General features: G+C 64.0%; 14 protein-coding genes. 12 read left to right on the forward strand and 2 right to left on the reverse strand.

Features of this window, described 5'->3' with window-relative positions:
* Positions 1 to 9: 9 nt before the first annotated feature.
* The 12 genes from EA187_RS02900 to EA187_RS02955 all read left to right on the forward strand — a co-directional run bounded on the left by EA187_RS02900 (position 10) and on the right by EA187_RS02955 (position 10,366).
* Positions 10 to 513, forward strand: a complete 504-nt coding sequence (locus EA187_RS02900) for a Na+/H+ antiporter subunit E (protein WP_127779109.1) — start codon at positions 10 to 12, stop codon at positions 511 to 513.
* Positions 510 to 764, forward strand: a complete 255-nt coding sequence (locus EA187_RS02905) for an MrpF/PhaF family protein (protein WP_115603000.1) — start codon at positions 510 to 512, stop codon at positions 762 to 764. The genes EA187_RS02900 and EA187_RS02905 overlap by 4 nt, the downstream gene beginning before the upstream one ends.
* A gap of 10 nt (positions 765 to 774) precedes the next feature.
* Positions 775 to 1,086 (forward strand): monovalent cation/H(+) antiporter subunit G, encoded by a 312-nt coding sequence (gene mnhG / locus EA187_RS02910; RefSeq protein ID WP_206524169.1) that lies wholly within the window; start codon positions 775 to 777, stop codon positions 1,084 to 1,086.
* 20 nt (positions 1,087 to 1,106) lie between these two features.
* Positions 1,107 to 1,355 carry a Na(+)/H(+) antiporter subunit B gene (locus EA187_RS02915; protein WP_127779110.1) on the forward strand — a complete coding sequence of 83 codons (249 nt, stop codon included), beginning with the start codon at positions 1,107 to 1,109 and terminating at the stop codon, positions 1,353 to 1,355.
* Positions 1,333 to 2,034, forward strand: a complete 702-nt coding sequence (gene mbhE / locus EA187_RS02920) for a hydrogen gas-evolving membrane-bound hydrogenase subunit E (RefSeq protein ID WP_115602999.1) — start codon at positions 1,333 to 1,335, stop codon at positions 2,032 to 2,034. Before EA187_RS02915 ends, mbhE begins: the two co-directional genes overlap by 23 nt.
* Complete coding sequence (locus tag EA187_RS02925) at positions 2,031 to 2,336, forward strand: NADH-quinone oxidoreductase subunit K (RefSeq protein WP_115602998.1); 306 nt, start codon at positions 2,031 to 2,033, stop codon at positions 2,334 to 2,336. The genes mbhE and EA187_RS02925 overlap by 4 nt, the downstream gene beginning before the upstream one ends.
* Positions 2,333 to 3,844 carry a complex I subunit 5 family protein gene (locus EA187_RS02930; protein ID WP_206524170.1) on the forward strand — a complete coding sequence of 504 codons (1,512 nt, stop codon included), beginning with the start codon at positions 2,333 to 2,335 and terminating at the stop codon, positions 3,842 to 3,844. Before EA187_RS02925 ends, EA187_RS02930 begins: the two co-directional genes overlap by 4 nt.
* The gene (locus tag EA187_RS02935) at positions 3,841 to 5,361 is read left to right on the forward strand and encodes a complex I subunit 5 family protein (protein WP_115602997.1); all 1,521 of its coding nucleotides are present in this window, start codon (positions 3,841 to 3,843) and stop codon (positions 5,359 to 5,361) included. The genes EA187_RS02930 and EA187_RS02935 overlap by 4 nt, the downstream gene beginning before the upstream one ends.
* An 11-nt stretch (positions 5,362 to 5,372) precedes the next feature.
* On the forward strand, positions 5,373 to 7,148 hold the full coding sequence (locus EA187_RS02940; protein WP_164855925.1) for a complex I subunit 5 family protein: 1,776 nt from the start codon (positions 5,373 to 5,375) through the stop codon (positions 7,146 to 7,148).
* Positions 7,149 to 7,259: 111 nt separating this feature from the next.
* Positions 7,260 to 8,147: a signal peptide peptidase SppA gene (gene sppA, locus EA187_RS02945; RefSeq protein ID WP_127779112.1), complete on the forward strand. Its 888-nt coding sequence runs from the start codon at positions 7,260 to 7,262 to the stop codon at positions 8,145 to 8,147.
* A gap of 4 nt (positions 8,148 to 8,151) precedes the next feature.
* Positions 8,152 to 9,648 carry a TolC family protein gene (locus EA187_RS02950; RefSeq protein ID WP_127779113.1) on the forward strand — a complete coding sequence of 499 codons (1,497 nt, stop codon included), beginning with the start codon at positions 8,152 to 8,154 and terminating at the stop codon, positions 9,646 to 9,648.
* Positions 9,649 to 9,754: 106 nt separating this feature from the next.
* Positions 9,755 to 10,366, forward strand: coding sequence for an MlaC/ttg2D family ABC transporter substrate-binding protein (locus tag EA187_RS02955; protein WP_164855926.1), 612 nt, complete (start codon positions 9,755 to 9,757; stop codon positions 10,364 to 10,366).
* 86 nt (positions 10,367 to 10,452) lie between these two features.
* On the opposite strand, the gene EA187_RS02960 is transcribed toward EA187_RS02955, so the two are convergent.
* Positions 10,453 to 11,778, reverse strand: a complete 1,326-nt coding sequence (locus tag EA187_RS02960) for an FHA domain-containing protein (protein WP_115602992.1) — start codon at positions 11,776 to 11,778, stop codon at positions 10,453 to 10,455.
* A 76-nt stretch (positions 11,779 to 11,854) separates the two neighbouring features.
* Complete coding sequence (locus tag EA187_RS02965) at positions 11,855 to 14,041, reverse strand: ATPase, T2SS/T4P/T4SS family (RefSeq protein ID WP_127779115.1); 2,187 nt, start codon at positions 14,039 to 14,041, stop codon at positions 11,855 to 11,857.
* Between the last annotated feature and the right edge of the window lie 14 nt (positions 14,042 to 14,055).

Below are 14,055 nucleotides of genomic sequence, written 5' to 3' on the forward strand. Positions count from 1 at the left end.
CGGGCTAAGATGGACGAGGGGGGAGCGATGGCGGTGGGCGTGTTCTGGCGCGTGGTGTTCTTCGCGTCGCTATGGTGGATCTGGGCGGGTGATAAGCCGGCGTCCTGGTGGTTTGGGGCGCCATCGGTGCTCGGCGCGGCGATAATGGCCGCGCGGCGAGTTGGCGATGAGTCGCAGCGGGTGCGGGTTCGGGGGCTTGTGGTGTTTTTGCTCTACTTTGTTCGCGCCTCTTTTAAGGGGGGGCTTGATGTGGCGTGGAGGGCGATAAGCCCGCGTATGAGGTTGCGCCCGGGATTTCTTGAGTACCCGCTTCGTCTCGATGGCGAGAGAGCCCCCGCGGTGTTTTTTGCCAACATCATCAGTTTGCTGCCGGGGACGCTCAGCGTTGAGCTGGGTGCCAGATCCGTGATGGTTCACGCCATTGACCTGGAGGCCCCGGTGGAGGCGCAGTTGCAGGAGTTGGAGGAACGCATCGCGGTGATGTTCGGTGCCGGGAGCGGGGGGGCCACATGATCGTGGCGGCGGCGCTTATCCTGGGGAGTTTTTCGGCTGCGTTGATCCGAATCTGGCGAGGGCCCAGTGGGGCCGACCGGATGATGGGCGCCCAGCTCTTTGGCAGCTCGGGTGCGGCCACCGTGCTGGTTCTGGCGGCGATGCGGGAGGACTGGTCGCTTATCGATGTGGCGCTGGTGTTCGCGTCTCTGGCCGCGGTCACCGTGGTTGCATTTGTTGAGCGAACCGAGCGGGCATCCACGCCGCAGTGAAAGGAGCGTGATGGAGGGGGTGAGGGAGGCGCTTGCCGTCGGGGGGATGGTGTTGGGGGCGCTCTTCTTTGTGGCGGGCTCGGTGGGGATGCTGCGTTTTCCGGACGTGTATACGCGACTTCACGCTCTGACCAAGGCCGATAACCTGGGAATGGGTTTATTGGTGGTCGGATTGAGCCTTCGGGCTCCGGGGTGGCAGCTGGTTCTAAAGTTGGTGTTGATCTGGATCTTCGTCATGATCGCCGGGGCTGTATCGTGCCATCTTGTGGCACGTGAGGCTTACCGTCAGGGCGTGAAACCGGAGCAGGGGGGAGAGCGGTGATCGTCTTCGATGTGGTTCTCATGGTGACGCTGTGGGTGCTGGCAGTCGGAGCGATTTCGCAGGCCGGCCTGTTCAAGTCGGTGGTGCTCTTTGTGACGATGGGGGTGGTCGTGGCGGTGGCCTGGGCACGGCTGGGAGCGGCGGACCTGGCGATGGTCGAGGTGGCCGTGGGAGCGGGGATCACCGGCGCGCTCTTTTTGAATACACTGGGGCATCTCGAGCAGGGACCGGGCAAAGGGGGGCAGGGTGAGGACAAGGCGCGTCTTTGAGTACGGAGTTGCCCTGGCAAGCCTGGGACTTGGAGGGCTGGTCGCGCTGGGGGCGCTCAATCGCCGGTCCCTGGAGCCCTCCGCAGGCCATGTCGTGCAGGGGGCATTGGAGCAGAGCGGGGTGAGCAGCGTCGTGACCGCAGTGCTGCTGAACTTTCGCGCGTACGATACGATGCTGGAGGTCGTGGTCCTTGTGGTTGCGTTCTGGGGGGCGTGGTCGTTGAAACCGGTCGACGCGCAGGTGCACCGGCGGCCAGCCGACCCGATCTTGATGCGGACGGTGGGTGGAATGCTGCCGGTGCTCTGGCTGCTGGGCATCTATTTGCTCTGGGCGGGGACGAGCAGGCCGGGCGGAGAGTTTGCCAGCGGCGCGGTGCTGGGAGCGTGTGGGGTGCTCACGTTGTTGATCGGCGAGAGGGTGCCTGCCACAGGGGCTCGTCCGGCGCGAAAACTTGTGGTGGTCGTGGGGGTGCTCGCTTTTATGGTCGCCGGTGTGGCCGGGGCGTTGAGCGCTGAGGGGGGCGCAGAGGTTTGGAGTTATACCGCGAGCGAAGCTCGAGGGTGGATCCTGGCGATCGAGGTCGCGGGGGCGGCGACCATTGCGTTTGTTCTCCTGGGGCTTTTTGCCGGTGGGCGAGAGGGATTGGATGTGGGGAGGAGGCCGGGAGAGTCGCTATGAATTCTTCGCAGATCTACGTGATCGCCGGCGCGGGGCTGGTCTCTGTGGGGTTGTTTGCCTGGGTTGTTCGGCGCCACCTGGTGCGCCGGATGATGGGGGTCAACATCCTGAGCACCGGCGTGTTTATGGTGTTGATCGGGGGGGCTCGCCAGGTGGAAGGCGGGCCTGATGGTGTGCCCCAGGCGATGGTGCTTACGGGGATTGTTGTTGCGGTAAGCGCAACGGCGCTGGGGCTGGCGTTGATTCAGCGCATCTACGATCAGCGTGGTGAGCGCTCTGTCGAAGAGAGGGGGCCGATGTGAACTCGCTTCCTCTGGTCAGCGCGGCGATCTGGGTTCCCTTGCTCGGGGCGCTGGTGGTGTCGTTGTGGCCGCGCCGCTATGCGGCGCGGTGTGGCATGGGGGGGGCGATCGTTAGCGCGGCGGTGGGGTTGGGGCTTGTGGTTATGGTGGCCCTCTCGGGACCGCGTCGCGAGCGTCTGGGAGGATGGGGGGCGCCGGCGGGCATCGAGTTGTGGGTCGATGGGTTCTCGGCCTTGATGATCGCCATGACGGCCGTGGTCGGCGTGGTCGTCAGCATGTATGCCTTAGCCTACTTTCGGGTCGACGAGGGCCAGGACGATGCGGAGCGCCGGGAGGTTGAACGTCGTCGTGAGGCTTATTTCTGGCGGATCTGGCTTCTGGTGTGGGCCGCGATAAACGGGGTGTTTGCCTCTGCCGATCTATTTAATCTCTACGTCACGCTGGAGGTCGTGGGGCTGGGGGCTGTGGCCTTGGTGGCGCTTGCCGGAGGCCGGGCACTGCCGGCGGCGATGCGTTATCTCTTCGTGACGCTGAGCGGTTCGTTGCTCTACCTGCTGGGAGTGGTCTTAATCTACAGCGAGGGAGGAACCCTGGCGTTGTTTCAGGCCGGTGAGTCGCTGATGGCGGGGACGCTCGCGCAGGCCGCACTCGTGGTCATGGTGGTGGGGTTGGCGCTGAAAACCGCGCTGTTTCCGCTGCATTTCTGGCTGCCGCCGGCACACGCTGACGCACCAGCGCCGGTCAGTGCGCTGCTCTCCGCGTTGGTGATCAAGGTGACGTTCTACATTTTAGTGCGCCTCTGGGTCGTGGTGTTCCCGGCCGCTGTGAGTCAGCCGGTGGGGGAGGTGTTGATGATCCTGGGGTTGATCGCGGTGATCTGGGGGAGCTGGCGAGCGCTACGCCAGCGGCGTCTGAAGATGCTGGTGGCGTACTCGACGGTCGCTCAGGTCGGGTATCTGTTTTTAGTGTTTGGGCTGGCCCCCCGAGTCGATGGGAGCGCGGGGTGGCAGGCCGGGGCGTATTTCGCGATCTCGCATGCCTGCGCTAAGGGCGCGATGTTTCTGGCAGCCGGGGCGATCGCGCGTGCCGTCGGCCATGATCAGATGGAAGAGATGCGCGGAGTCGGAGCACAGCTTGCGCGGTCTTTCTTCGCATTTGGGTTGGGGGGAATCAGCCTGATGGGATTACCTCCCAGCGGTGGCTATGTCAGCAAGTGGCTCTTTATCACCTCGGCGGCAGCGAGCGGAGACGTGATCGTGGTGATTGCGGTGGCGCTGGGGGGGCTGCTGGCGGCGGCGTATGTGTTTCGTGTACTGGCGCTGGCCTTTGAGCGTGCACCGCGGGAAGGGGCGCCTCAGCTGCGCCCGATTCCCTCGACCCTGGAGTGGGCAGCGCTGGTGTTGGGGGCGGTGGCGGTGGCGCTGGGGCTAGCCGCCGGCGCTCCGCTGGCACTCCTGGAGGAGGGCCTGCCCTTTGGGCAGAGTCTGGCCGAAGGAGTCACCCCTTGAGCGTGCTCTTCTGGCTACCGCTGGCGGTGGTGCTGAGCTCTCTGGTTCCCGGGCTGGCGATCTTCCTGTTGCGCGAAGACCAGATCGTCACGCGCACCACCCTCAACCTGCTCGGTGCGCTGACCAAGCTGGCCTTGATCGCGGCGATGGTCCTGGGCGTCTACCAGGGCCAGGTCTATGAGACGCGCTTTCCCCTGATGCCCGGCTTCGATCTGGTGCTTCACGCCTCGGCCCTGCCGATGCTCTTCGTCGTGCTCTCGGCGGTGCTCTGGCTGATCACCACCATCTACGCCATCGGTTATCTGGAGCGCTCGCCAGGGCGCAGTCGCTTCTTCGGATTTTTTAGCGTGTGCGTCAGCGCGACCACCGGCATTGCCCTCTCCGGCAACCTCTTTACATTCGTGCTTTTCTACGAGCTACTCACCCTGGCGACCTATCCGCTGGTCGTCCACCGGGGCACTCGCGAGGCGTTGCGTGCGGGTAAGATCTATCTGGCCTACACGCTGACCGGTGGCACCGCGTTGATGGTCGCAGTGGTGTGGATGCACACGGTGGTCGGGCCCTTCGACTTCACCGAGGGCGGAGCGCTGTCGGCGCACTACGAGGAGCATCGTCAAGCACTGATGGTCCTCTTCTGGGTGATGGTGGCCTCGCTCGGTGTGAAAGCGGCTCTGGTGCCGCTGCATGGCTGGTTGCCCGTGGCGATGGTCGCGCCCGCCCCGGTGAGCGCACTGTTGCACGCTGTGGCCGTGGTCAAGGCCGGAGCCTACGGAATTGTCCGACTGGTCTACGACGTCTACGGCATCACCTTTGTGCGGGATCTGGGGCTGGGGACGGGCCTGGCGTTCTGGGCATCGATCACCATCCTGTATGCCTCGATGCGTGCACTCTCCCAGGACAAGATCAAGCGCATGCTGGCCTACTCCACCGTCAGTCAGGTGGCCTATATCATCCTGGGCGTAGGGCTGGGCGGGCCTCTGGCCAGCGTGGGGGGAATTGTTCATCTGGTGCATCAGGGGGTGATGAAGATCACGCTCTTTTTCTGTGCTGGAAACCTGGCCGAGACCCTGGGAATTCACCGCATCTCCCAGACGCGCGGCGTCGCTCGGCGCATGCCATGGACCATGGCTGCGTTTACCATCGCGGCACTGGGGATGATCGGGGTGCCGCCGCTGGCAGGTTTTATCTCGAAGTGGACGTTGGGCACCGGCGCGATGGCCAGCGGGTCGCCCTGGGCGCTGGCTGTACTCGCTGTCTCCAGTGCACTCAACGCCGCCTACTTTCTCCCGGTGGTCTTTCGCGCCTACTTTCAGGAGCCGCTGCGTCCCTGGCCCCGGGAGGGCGATGCAGGACGTCTGGAGACCCACCTGAGCCTGCTCGTGCCGCCCGTGATCACCGCAATTCTTGTGATCGTGATGGGGCTCGCTGCCAGCTCACCAGCCAGCCCCCTCTCCTGGGTGGAGCTGATCGTCACACGGATTTATCCCGGTCCAGAGACCGGCGTCGGGGGGCTTTGAGAATGCCGGATATGGAGCAGGTCGCGGTTGTGGGGTTGGTCATCGCCCTTGCTTTTCCACTGCTGGGGGCGCTGCTCTCGGCGCTAGGGCTGGCGAGGCTAGCGCTGATGGCCGGGCCGATATGGGCGGCACCGGCGCTGGCATCCCTCGTTGTGGTCGGCGAGCAGAGCGGACGTGTCCCGACGATGTTGATGGAGGCGCGATTTGGACTGGATCCGACCTCCATGGCCTTTCTGGCGGTGTGTGCCGTGGTCTGGTCGATGGCATCGGTTTATGCCGCGGCGATCATGCGAGGAGATGGAAATCTGCGCCGTTTCGGCGTTTTCTTCTTCGGCGCGATGGCTGGCAATTTTGTGCTCATCGGCGCGCTGGATATGATCAGCTTCATGTCCGGGTTTGCACTGATGAGCTACGCGGCCTACGGACTGGTCGCGCATGCGATGAGCGTCTCATCCTGGCGAGCGGGGAGAGTGTATCTGGTGTTGACGGTCGCCGCCGAGTTGGCGCTCTGGGCCGGTGCCGTGCTGGCGTGGTCGATCGCCGACACCTGGGAGTTGGCCGAGATTCGTCATGCGCTCGCTACCTCCGAGGGCGTTGCACCACTGGCGATTGCCCTGATCTTCGGCGCTTTCGGCGTCAAGGCCGGGCTCGTTCCGCTGCATATCTGGCTTCCTCTGGCGCATCCGGCCGCACCCACCGCTGCCAGCGCTGTTCTGAGCGCCGCGATGATCAAAGCCGGCGTGCTCGGCTGGCTTCGTTTTTTGCCGCTGGGAGAGATCGAACTTCCCACCCTGGGAGCGAGCGCGGTGACGCTCGGAGCGCTCGGCACCTTTGGTGCCGTCGTCGTCGGGTTGATGCAACGAAAACCCAAAACCATCCTGGCCTACTCAAGCGTCAGTCAGATGGGGTATGTCGCCCTGCTCATCGGCATCGCAGCGCGCTGGCCCTCGATCTACCCGACGACGCTCCTGGCCATCGTTGTGTTTGTCGTGCACCACGGTCTGGCCAAAGGTGCGCTCTTTTTGAGCGTCGACGCTGCGCCTCGCCTGGCGTCCTCGGGCTCCCGTGTGCGCACGTCGATCAGCTCGGCGCTGGTCCTCTTGCCTGCTCTCGCTCTCTGCGGGGCCCCGCTGACCAGCGGCGCGTTGGCCAAATACGCGCTCAAAAGCGTTTCGCATCTCGAGCAAGTGAGACTTCCCACAGCGTTGCTGAACGTCTGGTTGGTCGCCGGAGCCCTGGCGACCGGCGTACTGATGGCGCGTTTTCTCATCGTCGTGTGGCGCGCGCGCTCCACGCGCGACACGGAGACCTTGCCGGGAGCGGGGCTTTTAGCCTGGATCGTCCTGGCCACAGGATCGTTCTGGGCGCTGGCGATCCTGCCCCTGACGCTTCCCGCGAAGTGGTTCGGGAGCATTCAGACAACGACGGCGATGTGGTCGGCGCTCTGGCCGCTGATGGTGGTCGCGGGGCTGGCCTGGGCCGCCCTGGGGCCCCCTGGCGCCGTCTTGCATCGCGGGGTAGGGCGAGTGGAGCCGGGTGACCTGCTTGGGCCAGCCGTCGTGTTGAGTTTGTATGTGTCGCGCCGAACCCGGCGCCTCAGCGCATTTCTGGAGCGCCATTGGACGCGAGGGGTCGCGCGTCTCGACGACCGCGTGGATCGGATCATCTTGCGCGTGAAGGCGACGCCGGGAACCCGCTACCAGCTCTGGGCTCGCTGGCTCTCCGGAGAGTGGCTCGCTCTGGCGCTCGCGCTCACCTTCGCCGCAGCGATCTGGCTGAACGTGTAGCGTCTGGTTTCGATCTCGAAGCCCTCCATGGTATGAGAGGCGCGATTGAGATCGAACGATCGTGCCGCCGGTCCCTGACCCGGCTCTCGGCGTAACTCCTGAGGATAACGCATGAAGAAACGTGGAATTATTACCCTGGTCGCCATCTTTGGCGCGCTCTTCTTTGGATTGATGGTCTTTATTGGCGTGCTCATCACCGCGTTTTCCCCGGAGGGCCTTAGTGGCACCGGGGAGAGCATCGGCGTGGTGGAGGTCGAGGGCACGATCATGGACGCGAAGGAGACCATCGATGACATCCGTCGCTTTCAGAAAGATGATAACATCAAAGCCGTCGTCGTACGCGTTAACTCCCCGGGGGGGGCGGTAGCCCCTTCGCAGGAGATCTACGAGGCGGTCAAAGATCTCAAAGAGGTCAAACCGGTGGCCATTTCGATGGGGGCTACCGCCGCAAGCGGCGGTTACTACATCGCCTGCGGAGCCGACACGATCTTTGCCAACAACGGCACGCTCACCGGATCGATCGGGGTGATTACTCAGTTTTTCAATGTCGAGGGCATCATCAACCGCGTCGATCTGGAGGTAAACACCATTAAGAGCGGGGAGTTCAAAGACTCCGGATCTCCCTTCCGGGAGTTTTTGCCGCAGGACGAGGCCATCTTCGCCGAGATGGTGAACGACATCCACGATCAGTTTGTCGAAGACGTTGCCGCCTGCCGCGAGCTTGATGAGGCCACAGTTCGTCGCCTGGCCGACGGGCGCGTCTACACCGGCCGTCAGGCCAAGGCCAATAAGCTGGTCGATGAGATCGGAACCCTGCAGGACACCATCGACTTTCTGGCCGCCGAGGTCGGACTGGATGATCCTCCCGTGGTCTATCCGCCCGAAGAGAGCATGGGATTTGTGCAGGAGTTGCTGAGCGCCAGCGTGCGCTCGACCGCCGAGGCCGCCCGGGCCGAAGCCGCTCCGCGCGTGCAGCTTCTCTACACCGGACCGCGGTGAGTTCATGGCTTGCACACGTTTTTCTGCCGGTGCACTCGCGCTGGTTATCGCAGTATCGCTCCTTGCCAGTCTGCCGGATGCACGAGCCGAAGAGGCTCCCGATATCGCAGAAGAAGGGCGGGGTGGGAGCGGGGTTGTTTCTCTGACACTGGAGGCGGTCGAGGCGCGCGCGCGCCAGAGTGACGATCTCCAGGCCGAGCAGCAGGCCCGGCGCGACCATGCCCGCTGGCAATCCTACCGCGCTGATCGCGCCTGGTGGCCGAAGATTGAGGCGCAGACGCTGGTGGCCCCGGTTCCGGCCAATGCCGACCCTTCGCGCCTCGACGAGAACCTCGATGAGATCCTGGCGCTTAACCTCGGTCCGCTTGTGCGTCAGACAGCGCGGGTGATCGTGCCTGTCTACACATTCGGACGCATCGGGCTGGCGCAGGAGCTGGCTGAGGTCGGGGTGGACGTCGCCGAGATTCAGGCCTTAGAAGCCGTTGAGACTCAGCTGCTTCGCGCTCGCCAGGCTTATTTTGGACGTCAGCTTGCTGAAGCCTTCGGCGCTCTGCTGGCCGAGGGGGAGACGCTGGTCAATACGACTCTGCGCGAGATGGAAGACGCCCGTGCCTTCGGCGATGCTGACTTCTCGACGGAAGATCTGCGCCGCCTTCAGATCTTTAAGGCCGAGCTCGATACGATGGTTCTTGATAACGCCCGCCTCCGCGATCTGAGCGAGGCGGCGTTGCGCTACATCACCGACATCGAGCAGCCGCTGAGCGTGCCGCCTCTGGACCCAGAGCGGGTCGATGTTCCGCTGGCAAGCCTTCAGGCCTGCCAGAGTTTTGCCGGGGAAAATCGTCCCGATCTCCAAAAACTCGACGGCGCAATTCGCGCTCGGGAGCTGCAAAGCTCCCTGGCGCGTCGCGATTTTTTCCCCCAGGTGTTTGCGGCGGCAGATTTCGGCTTCGCCTGGTCGACGGAGTCGCCGGCGTTGCAGCGCGTCTGCCGCCGCGCTGCGCCGGGGGAGTCCTGCGTTAACGTCGACACGTTGTGGACTCAGCCCTATGCCAACCCATTGAACTCGTTGACGTTTGGGGTTGCCCTCGGGCTGCGCTGGCAGTTCGACTTCGCCCAGCAGCGTGGCAAGGTCGGGGAGGCGGACGCAAAACTCGCCGAGCTTCGTGCCCAGGCTCGGCGCGCGCGCGGCGCGGTGGCGCTGGACGTCGAGCAGGCCTGGCGCACAGCAGCAGACGCCCGCGAGCGTATGCATATCGAGCAGCGTCGCCTCGATGCAGCGCGACGCTGGCGAAATCAGTACGGGCTCTCCCAGCAGCTCAGCGAGTCGGTCGATATGCGTGACGCGCTGGATCCGCTGCGCGCCTATTACGAAGCGCAGGTTGCCGTGCTCGAATCGGCGCACAGCTATCTCGATGCGCGCGCTCGCCTGGCCCGGAGCATCGGTGCGCCCTCTCTGGATCTGCTCTCCGAGCTCAATGCGCAGCCAGGTGCGAACTGAACTTTCTCATGCGCCGGGTTGAATGAAGACCGCCGCTCCACTGTCTTAGTGATGAGCGCGGCGAGGTGCGTCGCACAAAATGACTGACTTAGCAGGAGCACGACGTATGAAGACCCACACGTCCATAAAACGACTGGTTGCAGGGCTGGCCGCCGGCGTTTCGCTGGCCCTTTTAAGCCTGAACGCCTGGGCCGACGCCCCGGCCGAGGTGGTGGAGGAGCGCACCTCGGCGATCGCAAAGGTGCTTGAGAAGCCCGACAGCGAAGCGCGCAACGCGGAGTTGACCCGGGAGCTCGATCAGACCCTGGACTTTGCCTACCTGGCCTCCCAGGCCTTCGGCGAGCACTGGGAAGCGCGCACGCCGGAGGAGCGCGCGGAGTTTCTGGATCTTCTCCAGCGTATGCTGCAGGCCAACTATCAGGACAAGCTCAGCGGCCGGACTCTCAACGAAGATTACACCATCACTTTCGGTGATGCGCGTACCCGCGACTCGCGAGCGTTTGTGCGCGGCGAGGTCACTCGCGAAGGAAAGACCTACCCGGTGGTCTACCGCCTCTATCAGGACGGTGAAACCTGGCGCATCTACGACCTCGTGATCGACGATATCAGCCTGGAAGAAACCTACCGCGAGGGCTACGTGCCGATCATCGAAGATGAGGGCTGGGGCGAGTTGATCCGACTGATGCGCGAGCGAATCGACCAGATGGAAAAGGACTAATCCCTCCATCTTCGCTGAGCATCGAACATAAAAAACGCCGGCCTCTTCGGGCCGGCGTTTTTTTGTTCACATGCGTCGTCAGACGCTCAAGGAGCCGGGGCGTAACTCTCAAACGCGATCCGCTTCTTGCGCATATGTGCTTCGACGTCATCAAGGAGCGCGCGCGACTCCTGGTCTTCGGGCAACACTTCCAGCGCTTCCACCAGCAGCGCATGAGCAGCCTTCGGGTCGGCTTCGCGGCGGCTCTTAAAGAGACGGCTCGCCTCACTGCGAAGATTGTAGGCGATGGTGCGGTTGAGGTGGGCGAGCGTGGTCTGAGCACGTTGCTCAGCGATGGAGCCCTGGGGAAGTTGCAGCAACATCTCGCGGGCCTCTTCATGACGGCCCTGTTCGCTGAGAAGTTCTCCTTGAGCGAGCTTCTCGGCGGCCTGACGCTCGACATCGACCTGATCGCGAAGCGCGCGCGCCTCGGTGTTCTGCGGAGCCAGGGCAAGCGCCTCATTGGCCGCCGCGATGGCCCCGTCCCAATTGCCAAGCTCCAGCTGAGTGCGACCGCCTGCGACATGCTCGGCGACCTGCTCCTCCAGCGTGGGCGGGGCAGGGGCGTGAGCCTGTGCCTGGCCTTCACCATCGCCGGAGTTCACAAGCGCGAATACCGCAGCTCCACCCAGCGCCAGCCCCAGAAGCACGAGCACGGCGAGGCCCCCGTACGTCGTCATGGCATTGCTGCTACCGCTGGCCGCATACTCGGCCGGGTTGACCGTGGCGTTGCCTTCGACAAAGACGAACTCCAGGTTGCCGAATTCCACCCGATCGCCGGGGGAGATGGCCTGCTGCGACTGCACGGCTTTGCCGTTGAGGCGCGTGCCGTTCGAGCTCCCGCAATCGACCACCGAGTAGAGATCGCCATGGCGCGCGATGATCGCATGGCGGCGGCTGATCGAGGCGTCCGAGAGGAGAATGAAGTTCTCGTCGGTACGACCGATGGTGTTCTCCACCTCCGAGAGACTGAACTCCTCGCCGGCGAATGCATCGTTGATGCGCACCAGCTTATGATGCTCGCTTCCCGAGTCGATGAAGAGGGTCGAGAGCACATTCTGGTTTTGCATGCGCGCCGAGCGCTTGAATTCCAGATAGAGGTAGTAGTCGCCGATACGAATCTGGCTGGCGGTTCCCAGATCGCGCTGTTGCACGACTCTCTGCCCGTCGACAATGACGCCGTTGGCGCTCCCGAGGTCTTCGATATAGCAGCGCCCCTCGTGCACAAAGATGCGCGCGTGTTCGCGGCTGACGCTGCCTGAAGGCAGCACCACATCGCAGGTGTCCAGACGCCCCACCACGTAAGAGCCGTGGTCAAAAGAGAAGGTGTCGGCGACCTGCCCGTTCTGGTCTTCGATCGTAATCGTAAACATGTTGTTCGCCGATGATGATGGCGGCAGAACAAGGCGCCGCAACCTCTAAGAAGGCTGCGGCGCCAGGCTCAGCTCGCTACTCGCGGAAGATGCCCAGGTCGACGTCGACGCCGGCATGGCGCAGGTCTTCATAAAACATCGGGATATAACCCGTCGGGTAGAACTCGCCGGTGCCGCCTTCAACGCGGTAATAGAAGACGTCGCCCAGGCGGAAGGTGTCGAGATCGACACCTTGAACCTCCGAGATTTGCTGGACGCGGAACCCGCCCTCGCTGGTTGCATGCAGCACAACGACCAGGTTGACCGAACGGGCCACCTGCTCGCGCAATCCGCGGGGGCTCAAGTCGGTGGCGCCCAGCAGGCTCAGGCTCTCCAGTCGTCCCAGCGCATCGATCGCGCTGGATCCGTGCAGGGTAAGCATGCTGCCTTCGGTGCCACTGGCCGCTGCAGTGACCCAGTCGTAGGCCTCCGCGCCGCGGCACTCATCGAGCACGATGCGTTGCGGATGCATCGCGACCGCGCCCCGGAGGAGATAGCGCATATCATAGCCCTGGGCCGGGTTGGCCTCCAGACGCAGGGCGGTCGGAGCATCAAGGTTCAGAGAGCTGTGTTCTTCGATGGCGATAAGCCGTGAACTCTCCGGTACAAGTCGGCTCAGCGCGTTGAGCAGCGTGGTCTTACCGGAACTCGTCGGACCGGCGATCACGATGGAGCGGCCTGCTTCGACGGCTCGTCGCAAGAAGTCGGCCATGCCCGCGCTCATCGTGCCCTGGGCGGCGAGTTCATCGAGCGAAGGCTGATAGCGCCTGGGCTTGCGGATCGACAGGACCGGGCCATCGACTGCAAGCGGGGGCATCACGATATGCACGCGCGTCCCGTCACCGAAGCGAACTTCATCAGCCGGCGAGACACCGTCCTGTGGACCGAGAAGCCGTCGAGCGGCCAAAGTCAAAAACTCTGGATGGCTGAAGACCCGGGGAGCAATCACGAGCTTGCCGCCGCGTCGCAGGATGATGCGGTCGAAGCGGTTGACGTAAATCGCCTGAACTTCCGGGTCATCCAGATAGGATTCCACCGGCCCCAGTCCCACCGCTTCTGTGAGCAGCGTTTCGATGAGCGCTTCGCGATCACCCGAGGGGCCAACCACCTCAATGGCCTCATCGATGGTATTCTCAAAGCGCGCACGATCGCTTTCTTCCGGCGGGTAGGAGAGCGGTAGCTCGTCTTCACCGACCCTCTCGAAGAAGACACGCGCGACATCCACCTGGGCCATATGCCCTTCAGGGTCGAACTCATCTTCGAGGGCGATGCGCGTGGCGAGCGGGCGAATGCCCAGTGGTCCGGGCGTCTCCACCACGCCTTCATCCAGCGGGGAAGGCGGAGCCGTCTCTTCCTCGGCGGGCGCGTCGAAGACCGGCACCTCATAGGCTGGCGCGTCGAAGGAGGGCACCGGGGGCTCCGGGCTGGCAGGAGCCTGTGGCGCGGCCTGGGGAGTCGGAGTGGGCGTGGCCGCCACATCGAAGGGATCGACCTCTTCGTAGTCGGCTTCAAAGGCCTGACCCTCACCGGTAACGCGCTCGTCCTGGGCGAGTGGTTCCACCTCGGGAGTCACCTCCAACACGTCCGCGTCGATAGGATGGGCGCCGATATCGGCGTAGGTCTGGCGCACGTCCTGGCCCAGCGCACCCGCCGGCGGCGGGGTCGGCGTCGGAGGCGTCATCGGAGCGCCTGGGAATGAGGGCGCTCGGGGAGGCGTCGCCTGCGGACCGCTGGCGCTATGCTGTGGCGCCTGGAAGGGCTGCTGAGCCCCGCTCTGGGGCTGGACGCCAAAGCCGCTGGCCTGCGGGCCGTCCATCACCGTGGGGAAGTGGCGATCCATCGGAGGAGGGCCGCCCGGGGCCTGGGGAGGCTGCGGAGGAATCCCACGGCCGGGAGCCAGCGGCGGCATCGGAGGTCCAGGGTTCGCAGCCGCGTTGGGCTGCTCTACCTGCAGGATAAAGTCGCCGATGTAGATCTTGTCAGCCTCGCCAACCGGCTGCTCCGCGATGACCTTGCGCCCGTTGACGTAGGTACCGTTGGTGCTCTTTAAGTCGACGATGAAAAAGGCGTTGTCGCGCAGCACAATACGCGTGTGCTGCTTGGAGACGTTGCCCTTGGGAAGGACGATATCATTGCCCTTCATACGCCCGATGGTGATCTCGGACGTGTCGAAGTCGAGCCGTGACTGCTGCCCACCTTTCTCGCTGATAATTACGCTGAACATGAGGGGCAGATCCT

The organism is Lujinxingia sediminis (assembly GCF_004005565.1).
GTDB lineage: Bacteria > Myxococcota_A > Bradymonadia > Bradymonadales > Bradymonadaceae > Lujinxingia > Lujinxingia sediminis.

What these genes read in the sequence shown, in the direction of transcription:
- mnhG (WP_206524169.1), top strand. Translation starts at nt 775, where the DNA reads ATGGAGGGGGTGAGGGAGGCGCTTGCCGTCGGGGGGATGGTGTTGGGG.
- EA187_RS02900 (WP_127779109.1), top strand. Translation starts at nt 10, where the DNA reads ATGGACGAGGGGGGAGCGATGGCGGTGGGCGTGTTCTGGCGCGTGGTG.
- EA187_RS02940 (WP_164855925.1), top strand. Translation starts at nt 5,373, where the DNA reads ATGGAGCAGGTCGCGGTTGTGGGGTTGGTCATCGCCCTTGCTTTTCCA.
- EA187_RS02915 (WP_127779110.1), top strand. Translation starts at nt 1,107, where the DNA reads ATGGTGACGCTGTGGGTGCTGGCAGTCGGAGCGATTTCGCAGGCCGGC.
- EA187_RS02955 (WP_164855926.1), top strand. Translation starts at nt 9,755, where the DNA reads ATGAAGACCCACACGTCCATAAAACGACTGGTTGCAGGGCTGGCCGCC.
- EA187_RS02950 (WP_127779113.1), top strand. Translation starts at nt 8,152, where the DNA reads ATGGCTTGCACACGTTTTTCTGCCGGTGCACTCGCGCTGGTTATCGCA.
- EA187_RS02965 (WP_127779115.1), bottom strand. Translation starts at nt 14,041, where the DNA reads ATGTTCAGCGTAATTATCAGCGAGAAAGGTGGGCAGCAGTCACGGCTC.
- sppA (WP_127779112.1), top strand. Translation starts at nt 7,260, where the DNA reads ATGAAGAAACGTGGAATTATTACCCTGGTCGCCATCTTTGGCGCGCTC.
- EA187_RS02960 (WP_115602992.1), bottom strand. Translation starts at nt 11,778, where the DNA reads ATGTTTACGATTACGATCGAAGACCAGAACGGGCAGGTCGCCGACACC.
- EA187_RS02925 (WP_115602998.1), top strand. Translation starts at nt 2,031, where the DNA reads ATGAATTCTTCGCAGATCTACGTGATCGCCGGCGCGGGGCTGGTCTCT.
- EA187_RS02905 (WP_115603000.1), top strand. Translation starts at nt 510, where the DNA reads ATGATCGTGGCGGCGGCGCTTATCCTGGGGAGTTTTTCGGCTGCGTTG.